This is a genomic window from Streptomyces sp. NBC_00536, from assembly GCF_036346295.1.
In the GTDB taxonomy this organism is placed as follows: Bacteria; Actinomycetota; Actinomycetes; order Streptomycetales; family Streptomycetaceae; genus Streptomyces.
The window spans coordinates 7277944-7298206 of the sequence record NZ_CP107819.1 but is presented as its reverse complement, the minus strand read 5'-3'; the positions used below and the strand labels follow the sequence as shown (position 1 = coordinate 7298206).

20 protein-coding genes are annotated in these 20263 nt (G+C 72.4%); 11 read left to right on the top strand and 9 right to left on the bottom strand.

The annotated features are described in order from the left end of the window. Positions 1–33: 33 nt before the first annotated feature. Genes OHS33_RS31120 through OHS33_RS31110 form a run of 3 tightly spaced genes read right to left on the bottom strand, consistent with a single transcriptional unit; the run spans position 34 to position 3181 of the window. The gene (locus OHS33_RS31120; RefSeq protein WP_330333738.1) at positions 34–954 is read right to left on the bottom strand and encodes a carbohydrate ABC transporter permease; all 921 of its coding nucleotides are present in this window, start codon (positions 952–954) and stop codon (positions 34–36) included. Next, positions 951–1862 (bottom strand): carbohydrate ABC transporter permease, encoded by a 912-nt coding sequence (locus tag OHS33_RS31115; protein WP_330333737.1) that lies wholly within the window; start codon positions 1860–1862, stop codon positions 951–953. The genes OHS33_RS31120 and OHS33_RS31115 overlap by 4 nt, the downstream gene beginning before the upstream one ends. Then, complete coding sequence (locus tag OHS33_RS31110; protein ID WP_330333736.1) at positions 1859–3181, bottom strand: ABC transporter substrate-binding protein; 1323 nt, start codon at positions 3179–3181, stop codon at positions 1859–1861. The genes OHS33_RS31115 and OHS33_RS31110 overlap by 4 nt, the downstream gene beginning before the upstream one ends. 489 nt (positions 3182–3670) lie before the next feature. On the opposite strand from OHS33_RS31110, the gene OHS33_RS31105 reads away from it, so the two are divergent. After that, complete coding sequence (locus OHS33_RS31105) at positions 3671–4081, top strand: DUF3291 domain-containing protein (RefSeq protein WP_330333735.1); 411 nt, start codon at positions 3671–3673, stop codon at positions 4079–4081. 43 nt (positions 4082–4124) lie between these two features. Here the strand turns inward: OHS33_RS31105 and OHS33_RS31100 are convergent, their stop codons facing one another. After that, positions 4125–4622: a GNAT family N-acetyltransferase gene (locus tag OHS33_RS31100; RefSeq protein WP_330333734.1), complete on the bottom strand. Its 498-nt coding sequence runs from the start codon at positions 4620–4622 to the stop codon at positions 4125–4127. A gap of 82 nt (positions 4623–4704) precedes the next feature. On the opposite strand from OHS33_RS31100, the gene OHS33_RS31095 reads away from it, so the two are divergent. After that, complete coding sequence (locus OHS33_RS31095) at positions 4705–5349, top strand: dihydrofolate reductase family protein (RefSeq protein WP_330333733.1); 645 nt, start codon at positions 4705–4707, stop codon at positions 5347–5349. Between the two features lie 43 nt (positions 5350–5392). Here the strand turns inward: OHS33_RS31095 and OHS33_RS31090 are convergent, their stop codons facing one another. Together OHS33_RS31090 and OHS33_RS31085 are read right to left on the bottom strand one after the other, a co-directional pair. Continuing rightward, entirely contained in the window at positions 5393–6313 is a 921-nt protein-coding gene (locus OHS33_RS31090) for a serine/threonine dehydratase (RefSeq protein ID WP_330333732.1), read from the bottom strand. A gap of 32 nt (positions 6314–6345) precedes the next feature. Continuing rightward, complete coding sequence (locus OHS33_RS31085) at positions 6346–6999, bottom strand: TetR/AcrR family transcriptional regulator (protein WP_330333731.1); 654 nt, start codon at positions 6997–6999, stop codon at positions 6346–6348. 183 nt (positions 7000–7182) lie between these two features. Between OHS33_RS31085 and OHS33_RS31080 the strand changes: the two genes are divergently transcribed. The 6 genes from OHS33_RS31080 (at position 7183) to OHS33_RS31055 (ending at position 14712) form a co-directional block, all read left to right on the top strand. Next, positions 7183–8919 carry a ricin-type beta-trefoil lectin domain protein gene (locus OHS33_RS31080; RefSeq protein ID WP_330333730.1) on the top strand — a complete coding sequence of 579 codons (1737 nt, stop codon included), beginning with the start codon at positions 7183–7185 and terminating at the stop codon, positions 8917–8919. 266 nt (positions 8920–9185) lie between these two features. After that, positions 9186–9506, top strand: coding sequence for a hypothetical protein (locus tag OHS33_RS31075; RefSeq protein WP_330333729.1), 321 nt, complete (start codon positions 9186–9188; stop codon positions 9504–9506). Next, the gene (locus tag OHS33_RS31070) at positions 9499–10530 is read left to right on the top strand and encodes a polyprenyl synthetase family protein (protein WP_330333728.1); all 1032 of its coding nucleotides are present in this window, start codon (positions 9499–9501) and stop codon (positions 10528–10530) included. Before OHS33_RS31075 ends, OHS33_RS31070 begins: the two co-directional genes overlap by 8 nt. 86 nt (positions 10531–10616) lie before the next feature. Beyond that, entirely contained in the window at positions 10617–11807 is a 1191-nt protein-coding gene (locus OHS33_RS31065) for an oxygenase MpaB family protein (protein WP_330333727.1), read from the top strand. 125 nt (positions 11808–11932) lie between these two features. After that, a complete protein-coding gene (locus OHS33_RS31060; RefSeq protein WP_330333726.1) occupies positions 11933–13552 on the top strand; it encodes a molybdopterin-dependent oxidoreductase in 1620 nt (539 codons plus the stop codon). A 92-nt stretch (positions 13553–13644) separates the two neighbouring features. Beyond that, a complete protein-coding gene (locus OHS33_RS31055) occupies positions 13645–14712 on the top strand; it encodes an alpha/beta hydrolase (protein ID WP_330333725.1) in 1068 nt (355 codons plus the stop codon). A gap of 14 nt (positions 14713–14726) precedes the next feature. Here the strand turns inward: OHS33_RS31055 and OHS33_RS31050 are convergent, their stop codons facing one another. Both OHS33_RS31050 and OHS33_RS31045 read right to left on the bottom strand, forming a co-directional pair. Continuing rightward, positions 14727–15983, bottom strand: a complete 1257-nt coding sequence (locus OHS33_RS31050; protein ID WP_330333724.1) for a cytochrome P450 family protein — start codon at positions 15981–15983, stop codon at positions 14727–14729. 90 nt (positions 15984–16073) lie between these two features. Further along, entirely contained in the window at positions 16074–16853 is a 780-nt protein-coding gene (locus OHS33_RS31045) for a hypothetical protein (RefSeq protein ID WP_330333723.1), read from the bottom strand. Between the two features lie 122 nt (positions 16854–16975). Here OHS33_RS31045 and OHS33_RS31040 point away from each other — a divergent pair, with 122 nt between their 5' ends. The 3 genes from OHS33_RS31040 to OHS33_RS31030 all read left to right on the top strand — a co-directional run bounded on the left by OHS33_RS31040 (position 16976) and on the right by OHS33_RS31030 (position 19035). After that, positions 16976–17410: a MarR family winged helix-turn-helix transcriptional regulator gene (locus OHS33_RS31040; protein WP_330333722.1), complete on the top strand. Its 435-nt coding sequence runs from the start codon at positions 16976–16978 to the stop codon at positions 17408–17410. 88 nt (positions 17411–17498) lie between these two features. Further along, positions 17499–18068, top strand: a complete 570-nt coding sequence (locus tag OHS33_RS31035; RefSeq protein WP_330333721.1) for a hydrolase — start codon at positions 17499–17501, stop codon at positions 18066–18068. Positions 18069–18111: 43 nt separating this feature from the next. Continuing rightward, positions 18112–19035, top strand: coding sequence for an SDR family oxidoreductase (locus OHS33_RS31030; protein ID WP_330333720.1), 924 nt, complete (start codon positions 18112–18114; stop codon positions 19033–19035). A gap of 38 nt (positions 19036–19073) precedes the next feature. Here OHS33_RS31030 and OHS33_RS31025 read toward each other — a convergent pair whose 3' ends face one another. Next, positions 19074–20141, bottom strand: coding sequence for an enoyl-CoA hydratase/isomerase family protein (locus OHS33_RS31025; protein WP_330333719.1), 1068 nt, complete (start codon positions 20139–20141; stop codon positions 19074–19076). Positions 20142–20263 lie beyond the last annotated feature (122 nt).

Here is a 20263-nt window from a genome sequence, read left to right as displayed (position 1 = left end):
GCGGAGAAGGGTTCGTGCCTCGGGTCTCGGGGCTCAGGTCTTGACGGCTCCCTCGCCGACGCCCTTGAAGAAGAAGCGCTGGAGGGCGAAGAACAGGAGCATCATCGGGAGCAGCGCGGCCATCGCGCCGGCGGCGATGATCCGCTGGTCGTTGACGGTGGTGGCGCCGGCCAGCGTCTTCAGGCCGAGTTGCAGGGTGTAGTGGTCACTGTTGGTCAGGACCAGCAGGGGCCACAGGAAGTCGTCCCACGCGCCCATGAAGCTGGTGATGCAGACGACGGCGAGCGCGCCCTTGGCGGCCGGGAGGAAGACCCGGGTGAAGCGGGTCCACTCGTTGGCCCCGTCGAGGACGGCGGCCTCCTCGACCTCCTTGGGCACGGAGAGGAAGGACGCGCGCATGATCATGATGTTGAGGACGGAGACCGCGCCGGGGAGCCAGACCCCGATGAGGGTGTCCACCAGGCCCATCTCACGGACCGTGAGGAACATCGAGATCATCACGGACTCGAAGGGGAACATCAAGGTCGCCACGAGCACCGTGAAGACGGCCTTGCGGCCCTTCCAGCCGGCCCGGGAGAGGGCGTAGCCGCCCATCGCCGCGAACAGCGTGTTCGAGGTGATCGCGAGGGCCGCGACGATGAGGGTGTTGCCGACGTACTGCAGGAGCGGGAACGAATCCGCGACCCGGAGGTAGTTGTCGAGCGTGGGCTGTGACGGCAGGACGCCGGCGTAGACGTTCTCGGTGCGGCCACGGATCGAGGTCAGGAACTGCCAGACGATCGGCCCGAGCATGACGACGAGCATCAGGAGCAGCGTCAGATAGCGGGCGGTCAGGCCGAGCACATGGCGCCTGCGGTCGGCGCCGACGCGCTTGACGGGCTTGACGCGCTTGGCGCGCGTGGCCGGCTTGACGGACTTGACGGGCTCGGTTCCGCGGGAGGCCAGGGTGCTCAATTCTCGTCTCCCTTCGACAGACGGCGGCCCAGCAGGCTGAAGACCAGCGTCAGCAGGAACAGCAGGATGGAGATGGCGGCCGCGTAACCGGTCTCGCCGGAGAAGCCGAGGCCGACCTGCCGGATGAGGAAGGGCAGGGTGCGGGCGCCGCCGCCGGGACCGCCGCTCTCGCCGCCGAGGATGTAGATCTCGGTGAAGACGCGCAGGGCGGAGATCGCGGAGAGGGTCCCGACCAGCAGCATCATGGGCTTCACCTGGGGGACGGTGATGCTGAAGAACCGCCGGACCGGCCCCGCGCCGTCGATCGCGGCCGCCTCGTAGAGGGAGGTGGAGACGTTCCCGAGGGCTGCTAGGTAGAAGACCATGTAGTAGCCGAGGCCCTTCCAGACGGTCACGATCATCGCCGAGAACAGCAGCATGGCGCTGTCGGTCAGGAACGGGATCGGACCGGAGAGGAAGCCGGTCTTCTGGAAGACCGTGTTGACCAGGCCGTCGCTGCGCAGCACCCACTGCCAGATCAGGCCGACGACCACGGCCGAGGCGATCACCGGGGTGTAGAAGGCCGACCGGAAGAAGCCGATGCCCGGGATCTTCGCCTGGACCAGGACCGCGAGGGCCAGCGGCAGGAAGACCAGGCACGGGACGACGACCACCAGGTACAGCACGCTGTTTCCGGTGGCGACCCAGAAGTCGGGGTCGGCGAAGGCGCGGCTGTAGTTGTCGAAGCCGACGAAGCCGCCGCCGCGCAGGATCTGGGCGTCCGTGAAGGAGAGGATCACGGTGTTGACGAAGGGCCAGAGGCTGAACAGCACGACCATGACCAGGCCGGGCGCGAGGAAGAGATAGGGGGTCCACCACCGGCGGTGGATCAGTCCCGGCTCGGCACCGGCGTCCCGCTTCGCCGTCATTTCTGCGCCGACTTGGCGAGCAGCCGGTTCGCTTCCTCCTGCGCCTTCTTCATCGCGGTACGGGCGTCCTGCTCCCCGTTGATCGCCTTCTGCACCTCCCGGACCACCGCGTCGCCGACCTGGTTGGTCCACTGGACGGGGGTGTTGGCGTCGAGCTGGGCCGTCTTCAGCGATTCGGCGCCGACCGCGCGGGCCGTCGTCTCGGCGTCCGTGCCGTCGCCCCGGTCCGCGAAGTACGGGTCGGCCAGGCCCTTGGCGTTGGACGGGTAGATGGTGGCGTTCTTCGAGAAGGCGACCTGATTGGGCCCGTTGGTGACCCACTTGGCGAACTCGGTCGCCGCGTCCAGGTGCTTGGTGTCCTTCTTGATGCCGAGGGACTGGGCGTAGATCCCGATGTGGCCGAGGGTGCCGGTGACCGCGCCCGCGACCTGGGTGTGCGCGTAGACCTGCGGCGAGTTCTGCTTGACGTCCTTGATGAAGCCCGGGGAGCCGGGGCCGAAGACGAGCTTGCCCGCGCCGTAGAGCTGGCTGATGTCGTCCGACTTCAGCAGGGACTCCTTGGGCATCGCGCCCTTGGCGTACAGGTCCTTCATCCGTTCCACCCAGGCGACCGCCTTGTCGGTGTCGAAGACGAAGGCGTCCTGCGGGGCGTTGAGGATCGGGATGCCCATCTTCTGCCAGTCCCCGGGCAGACGGCCCTTGGGGTCGGCCATGAAGGCGGAGTACTGGCCGCCCGACGTGGCGGCGATCCGCTCGGCGTAGTCGAAGAACTGCTCGACGGTGGTGGGTGGCTTGGCCGGATCGAGGCCGGCCTTGACGAACAGGTCCTTGTTGTAGGTGAGGACCTCGGGGGTCACGTACCACGGGTAGGCGAACACCCCGTCGCCCTTGCCCGGGAGCTTGAACTGCTCCCAGGAGCCGGGCACGTACTCCTTGGCCACCTCGCCGTCGAGCTTCGCCACATCGGCGAGCATTCCGCGGTCGCCGAGGAGCTGGAAGGAGTCGGTGGAGAGGTTCACGACGTCGGGGAGCGCCCCTGCCTGGGCGTCGGCGACGAGCTTCTCGTTGTAGCCGTCGCCGGGGACGTCCTCCCACTTCACCTTGACGTCCGGGTACTTCGTCTCGAAGGCGTCGATGACGCCCTGGACGTACCCCGTGAACTTCGGCTTCAGCTGGAGCGTCCGGAAAGTGATCTCACCGGCCACCTTGCCCGTCTTCTCTGCCTCCTTCACGTCCCCGCCGCCGCTCAGCCCGCACCCGGAGAGGGCGCCGGCCAGAGCCACGGCAATGGCCAAACGGGTCAGGTTCGAACGGGTCATCGTCGCCGCCTTCGGGGAGTTCCGGCCTCACTGCCGGAGAGCGATGCCCACGGTCGTCCGAAATCAAGATCGCGTCAATGAGTCCGAGGTCCCGGAGGCCGGATGGCCGTACGTACCGAATCGCGACGGGCAGGCTCCATACAGCTCCGCAGCCGTCGAATCAATAGGGCTCCGACCTGGACTGATGCGCTTTAGTTGGCATTCACCTCACAGTGGTATCGATTCGATAACAAAGGTCGTGCGACAGTTCAGGAAGGAGTGCACTAATGCGCTTTACCCAGCACACCGCAAAACCGCTTTACCCCTGCAGACCTCCACCGTCGCCCCCGGCTCGCGGACGGTGCGGACTTCATCGAACAGGAGCGTCCACTTCCGCCTGACGATGGCCATTTACTGCCGGTCTGGCTGATTCCCTGGCGGATCAGGCCGTGGCTTGCAAAGATCGTCGGGTCGCCCGCCAGTGCGACGCGACCGTCGAGGAGTCCTGCCGTGCCGACCCTGCCCTGGACCGTCCCCAACTCGCCCGAAGGACACGAGTCCGCGCTGATCATGGCGTCGCGCTTCGAGGTCCGCAGCCTCAAGGACGTGCCGCGGTTCTTCCTCAACTCACTCGCGGCGTGGCGTCAGGTCCGCAAGGCCCCGGGCGCCTTCGGCGCCTCGCTCGTCGCCCGGCCGTTCAAGCGGACGTTCCAGACGCTGTCCGCGTGGGAGAGCCGCGAGCAGCTCACGGCCTTCGTCACGACGGAACCGCACCGCTCGATCATGAAGGCGATGCGCCCCACGATGAGCGGTTCCACGTTCGTGTTCTGGGACGCCTCCGTCGCGGAGCTCCCGATCACCTGGGCCGAGGCCGAACGGCGGATCGGCGAGCAGGCGGTCAAGGACGCCCAGGGCTCCTGACCGGCCGCGGTGCCCGCCCGCCGCGCACGGGTTCCCGTTCCGGCTAGTCCCCGTCCCCGTCCTCGGTCCTGAAGGTGCGGAACCCGCGGCGGTGGTAGTTGGGCAGTGCGTTCGGGTTGTCCGCCGACGAGGTGTGCAGCCACACCCGGCGCACGTCCGGTACCAGGTTCCAGCCCTCCCGGATCGCGAGCGTCAGCGCGTGGCCGCCCAGCCCCCTGCCGGTGAACTCCGGCAGCAGCCCGAACGTCCTGATCTGGACGTCGCCGCCCGGGTGGAGGTCGTAACAGACCACGCCCGCCGGCTCGTCCGCCAGGGTCAGCAGCCTGCACGTCCGGCCGGGGTGCTCGGCGAACCAGGCCTGCCACTCCCGCGGGCCGCGGTGGGCGCTGCGCCACTGGTACGGCGCGCCGATCCTGGCCATCAGGTCCGGAACCAGAGACAGTTCCCTCTCAATGGCGACGAGCGCCAGTCCCGGGACCGGAACACCGGGAACGAGCCGGCCCGGGTCGGTCATCTCGACGTACGTCACGGTCTTCGTCACCTGAGGAAGGGTACGTGCGCCGCGATGAGTTTTCCCGGTCCGGCGAGTCTCACCCCTGTCGTCGACACCACAGGAGGAACACGTGTCCCAGCTCTTGAAGGTCCAGAACTTCACCGTCTCCAGTGACGGGTTCGGTGCCGGTGAGGACCAGACCCTGGAGAGGCCGTTCGGTCACGCCGATCCCGGAGAGATGTTCGCCTGGGCCGGAGCCACGGCGAGCTGGCCCATGCGCACGGATCCCGGCGGGAGCCGCGGGCTGGACGACCACCTCGTCCGCGACTTCGCGCACAACATCGGCGCCGAGATCATGGGCCGCAACAAGTTCGGCCCCCAGCGCGGGCCCTGGCAGGACCACGAGTGGCAGGGCTGGTGGGGTGAGGAGCCCCCGTTCCACACCCCGGTGTTCGTGCTGACCCACCACGAGCGGCCCTCCCTGACCCTGTCCGACACCACGTTCCACTTCGTCGACGGCGACCCGGACGCGGTCCTGGAGCGGGCCCGGGAGGCGGCGCGGGGCAAGGACGTCCGGCTCGGCGGCGGGGCCACCACCATCCGCGAGTTCCTCGACGCCGATCTCGTCGACACCCTGCACGTGGTGGTCTCGCCGGTGAAGCTCGGGTCCGGGGTACGGCTCTGGGAGTCCCCCGAAGAGCTGCTCGACCGGTTCCACCTGGAGGTCGTTCCCAGCCCGAGCGGGGTGAAGCACCACCTCTTCTGGCGGAAGTGAGCGGTCTTCCGGCGTGATGGGCGGCCTTGACGGCGGGGTGGGGTCAGAGGTCCGCGGGGTCGGTGTTCGCTCCGCACAGCACGACGGCGACCCGCTCGCCCGGCCGGGCGGGCAGGACCCGCAGCGCCGCGAGCGCGGTCGCCGCGCCCGCCTCGACCACGATCCGGTGGTCCTCCCACAGCGCCCGGCGGGCGGCGGTGATCCCCGCGTCGGGGACCAGTACCGAGGTGACGCTCTCGTGCCGGGCCGCCGCCAGGGCGTCCTCGGAGGCCCGGGTGGCGCCGAGCGAGTCGGCGGCCACCGACTCCACGGGTACGTCGACCACGTGACCCGCCGTCAGGGCGGCGTTCAGCGCACGGGAGTTCTCGGGTTCGGCCGCGATCACCCGTACGCCGTGCTCGCGCGCGGCGGTGGCGACACCGGCGAAGAGCCCGCCGCCGCCGACCGCGACGACGACCGCGTCCAGGCCCGGCAGCGCCGCCCGGATCTCGTCGAGCAGGGTGCCCGCGCCCGCCGCGATCAGCGGGTGGTCGTAGGCGTGGCTGCTCAGCGCGCCGGTGGCGGCGGCGAAGTCCTGGCAGGCGGCCAGCGCTTCGGCGTACCGGTCGCCGACGAGCCGGACCTCGGCCCCGTAGCCGCGCAGTCGCTCGACCTTGACCCGCGGGGCCGTCTCCGGGAGGAAGACGGTGGCCGGGACGCCCTGGGCGCGGGCGGCCCACGCGCAGGCCAGTCCGGCGTTGCCGCCGGAGGCTATGGTGACGCCCGCTCCCGGCAGGGTGCCCGCCGCGCGGTGGGCGGCGAGGAAGTTGCGGGCGCCGCGCGCCTTGAAGGAGCCGGTGTGCTGGAGGTACTCCAGGGCGTACCAGATGCCCTCGGCGGCGGGGACGACGGCGGCGGGGCGGACGGCTCCGGCGATCCGGTCGGCGGCGGCCCGGACGGCGGCGTAGTCGAGCTGGGTTTCCATGCTGGTGGTGCTCCGTTCGTTGCTGTCGGAGGTCAGGGCCGCGGCGCGCCCCCCGGGTCGGCCGCCGCGATCAGCTGGCGCAGGGCGCCGTAGTACACCTCGTGGTCGGTGAGGGAGGGCAGTACGTCGGCCACCGCGCCGCTCAGCGCGGGGAAGCGGGCCGGGTCGAGCGCGGCCAGCGCGGCCCGGGAGGCCTGGGTGGCGCCTTCCGGGTCGCGGTGGTCGACGAAGGCGGCGCTGCCGAGGGTGAGCAGGTACATCCGGCGGTAGCAGGTCATCGCCTCGGCGGCGGTCATCCCGGCGGCGATGCTGTGGGCGATGGCCGGTTCGACGAGCCGGGCCAGCAGCTGCCGGCCGAGCCACGGGCGGCCGCCGCGCAGCACCAGCAGCCCGGGGTGAGCGGTGAGCAGCTGGTAGAAGCGGGTGAAGCGGAGTTCGGTGGCCTCGGCCCAGCCGGTCCCGTCCGGCACTTCGGGCAGTTGGGCGGCGAGGTGTTCGGTGCACAGGTCGAGGAGGCCCGCGAGGTCGTTGCAACGGCGCTGGACGGTGGCGTGCGAGACGCCGAGCCGGTCGCCGAGGGCGCGGAAGCTCAGGGCGGCGGGTCCTTCGTCGTCGAGGATCCGCAGGGCGGCCACGGCGATGACTTCGGGAGTGGCCCGGTCCAGGGCCATGGAGCGTCTCGGCATGCGATACACCGTAACATACGATGTATCGCCAGTGCGGTGACACGTGCCGCGCCCGCCGCCGACTGCGGCCATATTGCTGGTCATTGAGCCGCACCCATCGGCTTGTGTTGACACTGGGTAATCGCACCGCTGCACTGGGCGCACGACAGTCCCTGTCGGTACGCCCCACGTCAAGGAGTCTCCGTGCCGCCTCGCCTGCGTGCGTCGCTCCCCTGTCTCATCGCGGCCGCCCTGCTCGCGCTCCCGCTCGCGTCCGTTCCCGCCGCGGCCCTGTCCGCCGGGCCCGCCCGGCCCGCCGAGCCCCGCGCGACGTCCGAAACCCCGCTCGCGCTCACCCCGCCCATGGGCTGGAACAACTGGGCGCACTACATGTGCGCCATCGACGAGCGGACCGTCGTCGCCAACGCCGACGCCCTCGTCACGACCGGACTCGCCGCCAAGGGCTACGACACGGTCACCGTCGACGACTGCTGGATGACCAAGGCCCGGGACAAGAACGGCGACCTGGTCACCGACCGGGCGAAGTTCCCGCACGGCATGGCCTGGCTCGGCGAGTACCTGCACGGCAAGGGGCTCAAATTCGGCATCTACGAGGACGCCGGGTACCTCACCTGCGAGCGCTACCCCGGCAGCGGTACGCCGAAGGGCGGCGGCCCGGACCACTTCGCGCAGGACGCCCGGCTGTTCGCGTCCTGGAAGGTCGACTACGTCAAGATGGACGGCTGCAACCTCCACGTGCCGACCGGCACCACGAAGGAGCAGGCCTACCGCGACGCGTACGCGGCCGTCGCCCGCGCCCTGCGCGCCAGCGGCCGCGCCATGGTGCTCTCGGCCTCCGCCCCCGCCTACTTCCAGAAGGGCGAATGGGGCAGCGCCGACTGGCACAAGGTGCTCGGCTGGGTCGGCGAGAGCGGACAGCTGTGGCGCGAGGGCAAGGACATCCAGGTCTACAAGCCGGCCGCACCGGCCACCTCGCGCTGGGCCTCGGTGCTGGGCAACTACGGCTACAACCGCTGGCTCACCCGCTACGCGAGCCCCGGCAACTGGAACGACCCGGACTTCCTGCTCGCCGGGGCGCCCGGCCTCACCGACGCGGAGGGGCGCAGCCAGGTGGCGCTGTGGGCCATGATGGCGGCGCCGTTCATCGTCTCCTCGGACGTCTCCAAGCTGACGCCGGGCGGACTGGACGCGCTCGGCAACGACCGGCTGATCGCGCTGGACCAGGACCCGATGGGCCGTCAGGGAGCCGTCGTCTCCTCGGGTGACGCCTTCGACGTCCTGGTACGTCCGCTGCAGGACGGCGACCGCGCCGTGGCCGTGCTGAACCGGTCGGGCGGCGCGCGGGAGGTGTCGCTGCCGCTCGCCGACCTCGGAACGAACGGGTGCGCGGTGACCGCCCAGGACCTGTGGTCGGGGGCGCGCAAGCAGGTCGCGCACACCCTGACCGGCACGGTGGAGGCGCACGGCACGGCGGTCTGGCGGCTGACCCCGGGCGCGGGCTGCGGCGACGCGGTGCCCACCGGGCAGATCACCGGTGACGGCGCCCGCTGCCTGGACGGGGTGAACACGGCGGGCGTGGGCGCGGTCGTGATGTCGCCCTGCACCGGTGGCGACGACCAGCGGTGGGTGGTGGGCCAGGACGCGACCCTGCGGCTGGCGGGCAAGTGCCTGACCGCGGCCGGGCCGGGCGCGCCGGTGGAGCTGGCGGCCTGCCCGGCCGAGGAGCCGGGGGAGGCCGCGGAGGCCGGGGTGACGGCCCGGAGCGCCCGGCACTGGATGGCGCAGCACGACGGCTCGCTGGTCGAGAGCGGCACCGGGCAGTGCCTCCAGGCTCCGGCCGCCGCCGACGCCACCGGGCGGCTGCGGCTGGCCGACTGCGGTGACCACCGGATCGACCAGACCTGGGCCATGCCGGTCTGACGCGTGTGACGCTCCCCGCGCGGGAGGAACTTCGGGCCCACGGGTACACCACCGGACCCTGCGGTGATCACCTCATACGGTGATCGTCACCCTCCCGTGGGAATCTCGGAACACGTGCGAGGGAGAGGGCGGGATCCGGTTGGCCGCGCGGGCCGCCGTCCGGGTTCACTGGCCCGGAACGACCAGGGGCGGTCGTCGGAGAGATCCGGCGGCCGCCCCTTGCGACGCCCGAGCATCACCTTCCCCGCCACAGGAGTGAACCCACCATGTCCGAGACCGAGCAGGAGCGGCCGGGGCCGACGGATCCGGCCGCCGACGGGGCCCGCAAGCCCGCCGCGGCCCTGGAACTGCTGACCTTCCTCGCCGCCGGAGTCGCCGACCTGGCGCTTGACCAGTTACGCCAGTCCAGCGAGCGGGCCCAGGACGTGATGCGCCGCTCCGATCTGCGCGAGCTGCTCACCGACGGTGTCGTCGAACTGCGCAAGCGCGGCGAACTGGCCACCCAGCGGGCGACCGCGGGGTCCGAGAACTACCTGGAGACCATGGCCCGCCGGGCCGCCGAGCGGGCCGGTCACCCGCGTGCATGACCACACCGGGTTCAAGGTGCGCATCGACGAGGTCCTCGTCCGCCTCGCCGACGAGGAGGAGGCCGCGCTCCTCGGACTGCACGTCGAACTCTCGCCTCTCTCCGAGCAGTTGCGCCGATCGCTGGCGCGGGGGAAGCGGATCCGGGCCGCGTTCCTCTACTGGGGGTGGCGGGCGGCGGGCCAGCCGGACTGCGAGGGGGTGATCCGGGCGGCGGCCGCGATGGAGCTGGTGCACGCCGCGGCCTGCACCCACGACGACATCATCGACGACAGCCGGATGCGGCACGGCCAGCTCACCGCGCACGCCGCCTTCGCCGCGTCCGGACAGCGCTCCACCGCGCTCGCGATGATCCTCGGCGACCTCCTGATGGGGTACGCCGGGCACGTGTTCACCTCGTGCGGGCTCCCCGGCGCCTACCTCGCCCGCACCGGGCCGCTCTGGTCCGCCCTGCTGCGCGAGACGATGGCGGGCGAGTTCCTGGAGGTGCTGCGCACCGACGCGCCCGCCCGCCCGCTCCAGGTCGCCGAATCCCTCGAAGTGGCCCGGTACAAGACGGCCAAGTACACGGTGGAGCGGCCGCTGCACCTGGGCGCCACCCTCGGGGGCGGCTCCCGGGCGCTGATGGACGCCTTCACGGCGTACGGGCTCCCCCTCGGCGAGGCCTTCCAGCTGCGCGACGACCTGCTCGGCACCTTCGGCGACCCGGCCGAGACCGGCAAGTCGAACCTGGACGACCTGCGGGACGGCAAACCGACCGCACTGCTCGCCCTCACCGCGGCGGCCGTCGACGAGGACGACCGCAGGCTGCTCGCCAAACACGTCGGCAACCCCGAGCTGGGCGAGGAAGAGGCCGCTGCCGTCCGGGAGTTGATGGAGCGCTGCGGTGCCCGTCAGCGGGTCGAGTCGATGATCGGCGAGCGCATCGCCCGGGCCGCGGGCGCGCTGGACGCCGTACCGATGCCGGCCGAGGCCCGGTCGGCGCTGCGCGGACTGGCCGACACGGCGGCGCGGCGGACGATCTGACGCCCGGGGCCGGCGGCCCGTCCGGCCCCCGCTCCCTCGCCCCGGCCCCCTCGCCCCTCCCCCACGTACCGAAGACAAGGACTCACGTGAACGCGAACACCACCGCTCCACCGCGCCCCCGTTACGACGACGCCGCCCTCGACGCCCTGCGCGAGCAGGGGGATCCGCTCGCCGACGAGACCGTCGCCGCGATGTTCCGGCGCAAGGAGGTGGGCGACCTCAACACCCTGATGCGGTTCTTCTCCACCACCGGGGACAAGCTGCCCGAGAAGCTTCCGGCCGCGGCCGCCGCGTACTTCGAGGCGACCGCCATGCCCCCCAGCTGGGTGGACTGGGACATCATGGAACAGGCCCGGATGTTCTTCATGGACAACGCGGCCCACATCAACACCGGTCTGTCCTTCGCGGCGATGCCCGCGACCTACGCGATCCCCCGGCTGTCCCGGCTGCTCTCCTCGACGCACTCGCTGTCGTACCCCTCGCGGCGGATGGCGAACACGGGCCAGTTCGTCACCTACCTCATGCAGACCAACTCCTTCGCGGAGGGCAGCAAGTTCATCCCGGCCGCCCAGAAGGTGCGGCTGCTGCACGCCGCGGTCCGCCACCACCTGCGCAGCGGCGGGCACTGGGACATCGCCCGCGACGGACTGCCCATCTGCCAGGAGGACATGATCGGGGGTCAGATCTGCTTCTCGATCCTGGTCCTCGACGCCATGCACCGGCTCGGGGTGCACATGAGCGAAGAGGGCGCGGACGCCTACTTCTACGCCTGGCGGGTCGTGGCGCACATGCTGGGCTGCGACATGTCGGCCGTCCCGGAGACCCTGACCGAAGCCCGCGCCTACTGCGACCTGTACCTGCTGCGCAACCTCGGCCCCTCCCCCGAGGGGGTCGCGCTCAACGCGCAGCTGATGCGGATGTACGAGGACGTGGTGCCGGGCACCTTCTTCGACCCGATGGTGCCCGCCACCATCCGTTTCCTGGTCGGTGACACCATCGCCGGCTGGCTGGAGATCCCGCGCAGCGGCTGGGACACGGCGGCGAAGGCCGTGCCCGTCGTCCTCGGGCTGCTGGAGACCATCGAGGACAGCAGCCCGTACGCCGAGTGGGCGCTCGACAAGGCGGGCTCCCTCCTCGCCGGGTTCGAGCTGACCACGCTCACCCGGGGCCGGGTCATGCACCACGCGATCCCGGCGGAGCTGAAGTCCGAGTACGACGTGAAGCCGCCGCGCACGGGCCGCTGGGTCCCGCCGCCGCCGACCGCCGTGGGCCTGTAGCGGCCCGGGGGCGGTGCCGCGGCGGATCCGCGCCGGAGCGGTGGGCGCCGCCACGGGAATCGGTGTCACCCTGGAACCGGGGGGAGTGCGCATCGCGCACCGAACCGGTCGGCGGGTGGTGGCGAATGACCCGGGTGGAGGCAGTCGGGCAGCGACGGCGACGCGTCTTCGCCGCCCTCGGCGGTGTGGTCGCCGGATGTGCGGGGCTGGGCCTGTCACAACTGGCCGCGGCGGCCGTGCGGCCCGAATCGGGCCCGGTCACCGCGGTCGGGGGCGCGCTGGTCGACCGTACGCCGGTGGCCGTCAAGGAATGGGCGGTCCGCCAGTTCGGCACCGCGGACAAGACGGTGCTGCTGGTGGGGGTGGTCGCCGTCCTGGCGGTCATGGCCGCCGCGGCCGGGGTGATCGCGCTGCGGCGCCGCTCCGCCGGTCCGGCCGTCGTCCTCGGCTTCGCCGTCGTCGGCGCGGTGGCCGCGCTGAGCCGCCCGGAGGCGACCTGGCAGGACGCGCTGCCCTCGCTGATCGGCGGGGCGGGCGCGGCCTGGGTGCTGTACCGGCTGACCGGTGCGCTGACGCTCCCCGTCCGCCCCGCGACGGCCGGACCGGGGCCGGAAGCGGCGGCCGCGGCGGACCGGGAAGTGGACCGGGGGATGGACCGGCGGGGCTTCGGCCGGATCGTCGCCGTCACCCTGGCCGTGTCGGCCGCGGCCGGGTACGCGGGCCGCAGGCTGACGGCCTACGGCTCGGCCGGTGCGACCGCCTCCCGGGCCGGACTGCGGCTGCCGCCGCCCGCCGAGCCCGCGCCGCCGGTCCCGGCCGGTGCCGACGTACGCGTCCCCGGCGTGTCGGCGTTCATCACGCCCGTGGACGGTTTCTACCGGGTGGACACCGCCCTGGTGGTCCCGCGGGTCGACGCGGACACCTGGCGCGTGGACATCCACGGCGACGGGGTCACCACACCGCTGAGCCTCGGCCTGCGGGAGCTGCTCGCCCGCCCGCTGGTCGAGCACGACATCACCCTCACGTGCGTGTCCAACGAGGTCGGCGGCCCGTACGCGGGCAACGCCCGCTGGCTCGGCGTACGCCTCGCCGACCTGCTCCGGGAGGCCGGGGTCCGGCCGCCGTCCCAGGGCGGCCGGGCCGACCAGCTGGTGGCGCGCTCGGTGGACGGGATGACGCTCGGCACCCCCGTCGAGGCGGTCATGGACGGCCGGGACGCGCTGCTGGCCGTCGGGATGAACGGCGGGCCGCTGCCCTTCCGGCACGGATTCCCCGTACGGATGGTCGTACCGGGCCTGTACGGGTACGTCTCGGCCTGCAAGTGGCTGCGCGAGCTGCGGCTGACCACCTTCGACGCCTACGACGCGTACTGGGTGCGCCGCTCCTGGGCGCCCCGGGCGCCGGTCAAGACCCAGTCCCGCATCGACACCCCGCGCGACTCCGCCGAGCCGCGCGCGGGCCGGGTGGCGGTGGCCGGGGTGGCGTGGGCGCAGCACCGGGGCATCGCGCGGGTCGAGGTACGGGCCGACGGCGGCCCCTGGCACGAGGCCCGGCTGGGGGCCGAGGACGGCATCGACACCTGGCGCGAGTGGGTGTGGCCGTGGGAGGCCACTCCGGGCCGCCACACCCTGGAGGTCCGCGCGACGGACCGCACGGGCGCCGTCCAGCCGGGGACGCGCTCGGACACCGTCCCGGACGGGGCGACCGGATGGCACGAGGTGGCGGTGCGCGTGCGCCCGGCGTGAGCGCCGACGGCCCGCGCGCCCGCCGCGCCGGTGGCCTGGGCCCGTCGTAAATTGGCCGGACAGGCGCGTCACGCACATCAGGAGCCGATGCCGTGGAACTGACCAGCACGTCGTTCCTCGTCACGCTGATCGTCGTCACCGCGCTCGCCATGCTGGCCGCGCTGCTCCTATGGAACCGGGTCCCCGGCCCCGGCTGGGTGCGGTGGCCCGTCCGGGCGCTGATGCTGGGGCTGTGCCAGCTGACCGCCATCTGTGTCGTGGCCACCTGGATCAACGGCAGCTACGGGCTCTACGCCTCCTGGGACGACCTGCTCGGCCCGGCGAACGGCCAGAACGCCTCCTCGATGACCGGGCCGCCGCCCGGGCGGGCCAAGTTCACGCTGGGCGGGGACGGCACCCGCAGCACCTACTTCCGGGGCACCCATTCCAAGCTGGCCGGCCAGGTGATCGTGTGGACTCCCCCGGAGTACGACGCCCCGGGCGCGGAGAAGACCCGCTTCCCGGTGCTGACGCTGCTGCACGGGTACCCGGGCTCGCCCCGGTCCTGGATCGAGCTGGGGTCCATGCCGGGCGAGCTGGAGCAGCTGGTCCAGCTGGGGGCGGCGCACCCGTTCATCCTGGTCATGCCGGAGATCTATCCCGGCGGCGTGAACACGGACTGCAGCGACGTCCCGGGGCACAAGGTGGCCACCTGGCTCGCGGACGACGTTCCGGCGCTCGTCGCGCGCAACTTCCGGACCCTGCCCGAGCCCAAGGGGTGGGGCCTGATGGGCATCTCGACGGGCGCGTTCTGCGCCGCGAAGCTGCCGTTGCAGTACCCGAAGGTGTTCGCGGCGGGCGCGGCCCTGGACCCGGACCCGCTCACCGGGGATCCGGGGGTGCTCACGGATCCCGTCCTGCGGGAGCGCAACAGCCCGCTGTGGCTCGTACGGCACGCCAAGAAGGCGGACGTCGGACTGTTCCTGGCCACCTCCGCCCAGGACAAGGACAGTCCGCCGCAGCAACTGGACGTCTTCGCCAAGGCGGCGGCGGGCACCGGCGTCCGGGTCAAGACCCTGATCCGCCCGGCGGGCGGGCACAACTTCCAGACCTGGACCGGGATGTACCCGGACGCACTGGGCTGGCTGAGCACCGAGATCTCCCCGCCGGGCGGCGGCTGAACCACCCGCCTCCCTTACGGCGCCAGGCGCACCGGGAGGGACTCGACGCCGTTGCCTATGAAGCTGCGCTGGTGCGCGAGTCGCGGCTCGGGAACGGCGAGGTCGAGGTCCGGGAAGCGGGCGAAGAGCCGCTCCAGGGCGATGGTGGCCTCCAGCCGGGCGAGCGGGGCGCCCACGCAGAAGTGGGCGCCGTGGCCGAAGGAGAGGTTGCGGGCGCCGTCGCGGGTGAGGTCGAAGCGGGCCGCGTCCGGGCCGTACGCGCGCTCGTCGCGCCCCGCCGCCGTGTACCCGGCCAGCACCGGGGTGCCCCGGGGGATCACCGTGTCCCCGATGGTGAGGTCGCGGGTGGGGTAGCGGAAGGGGAACCAGCTGACCGGGCCGTCCCAGCGCAGGGTTTCGTCCACCACGTCCGACCAGGTGGCCTCGCCCGCGCGGACCAGGGCCAGTTGGTCCCGGTGGGTGCACAGGGCGCGCACGGCGTTGCTGATCAGGTTGAGGGTGGTGTCGTGGCCCGCGACGAGCATCAGCCGCATCGTGCCGATGAGTTCGGCCTCGGTGAGCCGGTCACCGTCCTCCGCGCGGGCGGCGATCAGGGCGCTGGTGAGGTCGTCGCCGGGGCGCTCGGTGCGGGCGGCGGCGATCGCGCGCATCAGCTCGACGAGGTCGCGTACGGCGGCCATGGCCTCCGCCGGGGGGATGTCGGTGGCGATGATCACCTTGTGCGTCAGCTCGTGCAGGCGGCCCCGGTGCTGCGGATCCACGCCGAGCAGTTCACAGATCACCTCCATCGGGAGCGGCAGCGCGAAGTGGGCGCGCAGGTCGGCCACGCCGTCCGGGTCCTCGGCGGCGGCCCGGCCGAGGCCGTCGAGCAGTTCGGCGGTCAGGGCCTCGATCCGGGGGCGCAGCCGCTCCACCTGGCGGACGCCGAAGGCGTTGCCGACGAGCGAGCGCAGTCTGCGGTGGTCGGCGTCGTCGGCGGTGTGCATGCCCTGGGCGTTGGCGAAGGCCCGCAGCGGCCAGTCCGGGGCGATCCGGCCCTCCTGGAGGTCCGCGAAGTGCCGCGCGTCCTTGGCGACGTCGGGGTGGCCGAGAAACGCCTTGAGTTCCTCGTGGCCGAGTACGACGGCGCCCGGAACGCCGCCGGGGAGGATCACCTCGGCCACGGGCCCCTGGGCGAGCAGCCGGGCGTTGAGCGCGTGGGGGCAGCCGCCGGCCGGGTCGATCGGGTGGGGGGCCACCGCGGGGGACGCGGGGGGCTGGGGCGTGTTCACTACTGGCTCTCCTGATGACGGGGACGAATCCCGGCCAACAGTGCGGGTTCGAGCCCCGGTTGATCAAGCCCGTTCCGGCAGCCGGACCGGTCAGCGCCCGAGGTGGAGGCGGGTGTGGAACCAGCCCGCGCTCTCCTTGCCCGCCGGGTCCTCGCCGAGCGCGATGACGGCCTCGACGGCGTGCCGCTGTTCGCCCTCGTCCGTGAACCGGCGCTGCGGGTAGGTCTCCGCGCTCCGCTCGACGGTCAGCCCGTATGACTCCAGGCAGGCGACGACGCCCGTGAAGTCGCAGGTGCGCAGCACGAAGGCCGCCACCGGCAGCGGGTGGCCCACGGCGGAGAGCAGCCGGCCGAAGGTCCGCTCGGTGAGGAAGGCCGCCCCGCCGGTGACGGTGATCAGACCGGCTCCGGCGGCGGCCCGGCGCAGCTCGTCCCCCGGTTCGGCGCTCTCCAGGTTCTCGCAGTGGCCCTCGTCGAGGAGTCCGACGGCGAGCGCGTAGGACACGGCGGGCCGGGACACGTCGACCCCGATGGATCCGACGGCTTCGGGCAGCCGCCGTGAGGCGTAGAACTCCCGGTCCCATTCGATGAGTTCGGCCGTGCTCAGCTCGGCGGCCTTGGGCGAGGTGTAGCGCTGGTACAGCTCGTCAAGGGTCACGTCGTGGTTCACGAGCGCCGCGTTGATCCCGTACGAGCAACAGATGTCGAGCATCACCCTTTCCCCCGGCGGCAGTTCGGCAGCCAGCTCGCGGAAGACCCGCTGCGCGTGGTGCGGTGCCTGGTACTCGTACGGTCCGAGCTGGGCGAAGTAGCCGCGCGGGTCCGGCAGTCCGTAGACCTCGTCGAAGCTCGTCATGTCCGATGCAGTCATGGGCGCAGGTCTACCGGCGCACGCCGGGCGCGGAAAGACCGCCGTTCCGGCCACCCGGGCGCCCGCGGGATATTCGACAGGCAACCTTGTTAGTTTACCTGTCGATCGCCTACCGTAGGAGCATGGCAGACGAACAGCGGGAGCTGCGGGAAACCGCCGAGGACCTTCAGCTCGCCGTACGCATGGTGGTGCGCCAGATGCGGGTGGCGGCCTCCGGCGGGCTGTCGTTGTCGCAGGTGGCGGTGCTCAAGCAACTGGACCACCACGGCCCGGCGACCGCCGCCGAGCTGGCCCGGGCCGAGCGGATCCGGCCGCAGTCGATGATCGCCACGGTCAACGCGCTGCGCGCCGCCGGATACATCGAGCGGACCGCCGACCCCACCGACGGACGGCGCCAGATCGTCGCGCTGACCGAGAGCGGCATCGCATGCGTCCGCGAGTGCAGGGAAGCGGGATACGGGCGCCTCGCCGAGCTGCTGGCCGAGCGCCTGACCGAGGCCGAGCACGCGACCCTCCGCGAGGCCATCGGCCTGCTCAAGCGCCTGGCCGAGGGCTGATCCGAGCGGGGCCGCGCCGCTCCCCGCTCCCGGCACGCCGCACGCCGCACGCCGCACCCACATCCCACGAGAAGGAACCGAGATCCTGATGAGCGACCTGAACCTCGACGCGCACACCGCCCTGGTCCTGATCGACCTCCAGCAGGGCGTCCTGGCCCTGCCCACCGCGCGCCCCACCGGCGACATCTTCGCGAAGGCCGTCGAACTGGCCCGCGCCTTCCGCGCCGAGGGGCTCCCGGTGGTCCTCGTCAACGTCGCCTGGTCCCCCGACGGCGGCGACCTGCCGCCCGCCGCCACCGACCTCCCCGGCCCGCCCGCCGCGCTGCCCGCCGCCTTCGCCGAGATCTCCCCCGAACTCGCCGCCGAGGGCGACATCCGCATCACCAAGCGCCACTGGGGCGCCTTCACCGGCACCGAGCTGGACCTCCAGCTGCGCCGCCGCGGCATCACCCGGATCGTGCTCGCGGGCATCTCCACGAGCATCGGGGTCGAGTCCACCGCCCGCGTGGCCTGGGAGAACAGCTACGACGTGGTCTTCGCGGAGGACGCCACGACCGACATGGACGCGGACTCGCACGCGCACTCCTTCGGGAAGATCTTCCCGCGCATCGGCCGGGTCAGCTCCACCGCCGCGATCATCGAGGCGCTCGGCGCGTGACCGGCGGCCCGGGCCGGGCCGGTCGCAGCACTAGGCTCCCGGCATGACGGGATCACAGACATCGCTGACGGGAAGGGTCGCCCTCGTCGCGGGGGCGACCCGCGGCGCGGGCCGGGGCATCGCCGTGGAACTGGGCGCGCGCGGCGCGACCGTGTACGTGACCGGGCGCAGCACCCGCGGCGGGCGCTCGGAGTACGACCGGCCCGAGACGATCGAGGAGACGGCCGAGCTGGTCACGGCGGCGGGCGGGCGGGGCATCGCGATCGTCGCGGACCACCTGGTGCCGGAGCAGGTCGAAGCGGTGGTCGCCCGGATCGACGCCGAGCAGGGCCGGCTGGACGTGCTCGTCAACGACATCTGGGGCGGGGAGCGGCTCTTCGAGTGGGAGAGCACGGTGTGGGAGCACGATCTGGACAACGGGCTGCGGCTGCTGCGGCTCGCGGTCGAGACCCATGCCGTCACCAGCCACTTCGCGCTGCCGTTGCTGCTGCGCGAGCCGGGCGGTCTGGTGGTGGAGATGACGGACGGTACGGCGGAGTACAACGCGGACCGCTACCGGGTCTCGTTCTTCTACGACCTGGCCAAGTCGTCCGTGCTGCGGATGGCGTTCGCGCTCGGGCACGAGGTGGGGCCGCGCGGGGCGAGCGCGGTGGCGCTCACGCCCGGCTGGCTGCGCTCGGAGATGATGCTCGACGCCTTCGGGGTGACGGAGGCGACGTGGCGGGACGCCCTGGAGAAGGTCCCGCACTTCGCGATCTCGGAGACCCCGTCGTACGTCGGCCGGGCGGTCGCGGCGCTGGCCGCCGATCCGGAGCGGGCGCGCTGGAACGGGCAGTCCCTCTCCAGTGGTCAGCTGGCCGGGGTCTACGGGTTCACGGATGTCGACGGGAGCCGCCCGGACGCCTGGCGGTACATGGTCGAGGTGCAGGACCCGGGGCGCCCGGCCGACACCACGGGCTACCGCTGAGCCGTGCCCGTGGCCCGCGCCCGTAGCCCGCGCGCGGCTCAGCGGGCGTCGGCGGCCAGGCGCAGTTCGCGGTCGGCTCCGAGCGGGGCGAAGTACCGTTCCACGTCCTCGTCGCGGACGAGGGCGAGGTCGGCCGGGGACCAGTGGGGCGTGCGGTCCTTGTCGATGACCTGGGCCCGGATGCCCTCGACCAGGTCGGGCGAGGACAGCGCGGCGCAGGACACCCGGAACTCCTGCTCCAGCACCCGCTCCAGCAAGCCGAGGGCACGGGCCCGGCGGACGGCGGCGAGGGTGACCTTGAGGGCGGTGGGCGACTTGGACAGGATCGTTTCGGCGGTTTCCTTGGCCGCCGGGTCGCCGTGCCGGGACAGCCGGTCCACGATCGCCTCGACCGTGCCGGCGGCGTAGCAGTGGTCGATCCACTCGCGCTGCCGGGCCAGGTCGCCCTCGGGGGCGGGTCCGGCGTACCGGGGCAGCACGTCGGCCACGGGCTCGGCGGCGAGGGCGGCGGCGAGGTCCGCCAGCCGGACGGCGGGGACGAAGTGGTCGGCGAGCCCGCACAGCAGCGCGTCGGCCGCGCCGACCGCCGAGCCGGTGAGGGCGAGGTGGGTGCCCAGCTCGCCGGGGGCCCGGGCCAGCAGGTGGGTGCCGCCGACGTCGGGGACGAAGCCGATGCCGGTCTCGGGCATGGCCACCCGGGAGCGTTCGGTGACGATCCGGACGCTGCCGTGGGCGGAGACCCCGACCCCGCCGCCCATCACGATGCCGTCCATGAGGGCGACGTACGGCTTGGGGTAGCGGGCGATCCGGGCGTTGAGCCGGTACTCGTCGCGCCAGAAGTCCGCGGAGGCCGTCCCGCCCGCGCGGGCGTCCGCGTGGATGGCCCGGATGTCACCGCCCGCGCACAGCCCGCGCTCCCCCGAGCCGGTGATGAGGACCTGGGTGATCTCCGGGTCGTTTTCCCAGGCGCTGAGCGCCGCCGTCATCCGCAGCACCATGGGGCGGGTGAGGGAGTTGAGGGCCCGGGGGCGGTTGAGGGTGATCCGGCCGGTGCGGCCCTCGGTGGTCACCAGGACGGTGTTGTCCTCGTCGGCCTCGTCGCTCATCGCTGTTCCTTCCCGGCGTTCCCCGCATGGTCCGCACCGCATCGTGTCCGTACCCGCATTGTGTCCGAACCCGGGCCGTCGCCCCGCGGCCGGGTGACCACGGAGCGACGGCCCGCACCGGT

Excerpts from the sequence above, each read along its gene's own strand:
- OHS33_RS31115 (WP_330333737.1), bottom strand. The coding sequence starts at position 1,862 with ATGACGGCGAAGCGGGACGCCGGTGCCGAGCCGGGACTGATCCACCGC.
- OHS33_RS31110 (WP_330333736.1), bottom strand. The coding sequence starts at position 3,181 with ATGACCCGTTCGAACCTGACCCGTTTGGCCATTGCCGTGGCTCTGGCC.
- OHS33_RS31090 (WP_330333732.1), bottom strand. The coding sequence starts at position 6,313 with ATGGAAACCCAGCTCGACTACGCCGCCGTCCGGGCCGCCGCCGACCGG.
- OHS33_RS31085 (WP_330333731.1), bottom strand. The coding sequence starts at position 6,999 with ATGCCGAGACGCTCCATGGCCCTGGACCGGGCCACTCCCGAAGTCATC.
- OHS33_RS31075 (WP_330333729.1), top strand. The coding sequence starts at position 9,186 with ATGTCCGAGACCGAGCAGGAGCGGCCGGGGCCGACGGATCCGGCCGCC.
- OHS33_RS31060 (WP_330333726.1), top strand. The coding sequence starts at position 11,933 with ATGACCCGGGTGGAGGCAGTCGGGCAGCGACGGCGACGCGTCTTCGCC.
- OHS33_RS31045 (WP_330333723.1), bottom strand. The coding sequence starts at position 16,853 with ATGACTGCATCGGACATGACGAGCTTCGACGAGGTCTACGGACTGCCG.
- OHS33_RS31040 (WP_330333722.1), top strand. The coding sequence starts at position 16,976 with ATGGCAGACGAACAGCGGGAGCTGCGGGAAACCGCCGAGGACCTTCAG.
- OHS33_RS31035 (WP_330333721.1), top strand. The coding sequence starts at position 17,499 with ATGAGCGACCTGAACCTCGACGCGCACACCGCCCTGGTCCTGATCGAC.
- OHS33_RS31030 (WP_330333720.1), top strand. The coding sequence starts at position 18,112 with ATGACGGGATCACAGACATCGCTGACGGGAAGGGTCGCCCTCGTCGCG.
- OHS33_RS31025 (WP_330333719.1), bottom strand. The coding sequence starts at position 20,141 with ATGAGCGACGAGGCCGACGAGGACAACACCGTCCTGGTGACCACCGAG.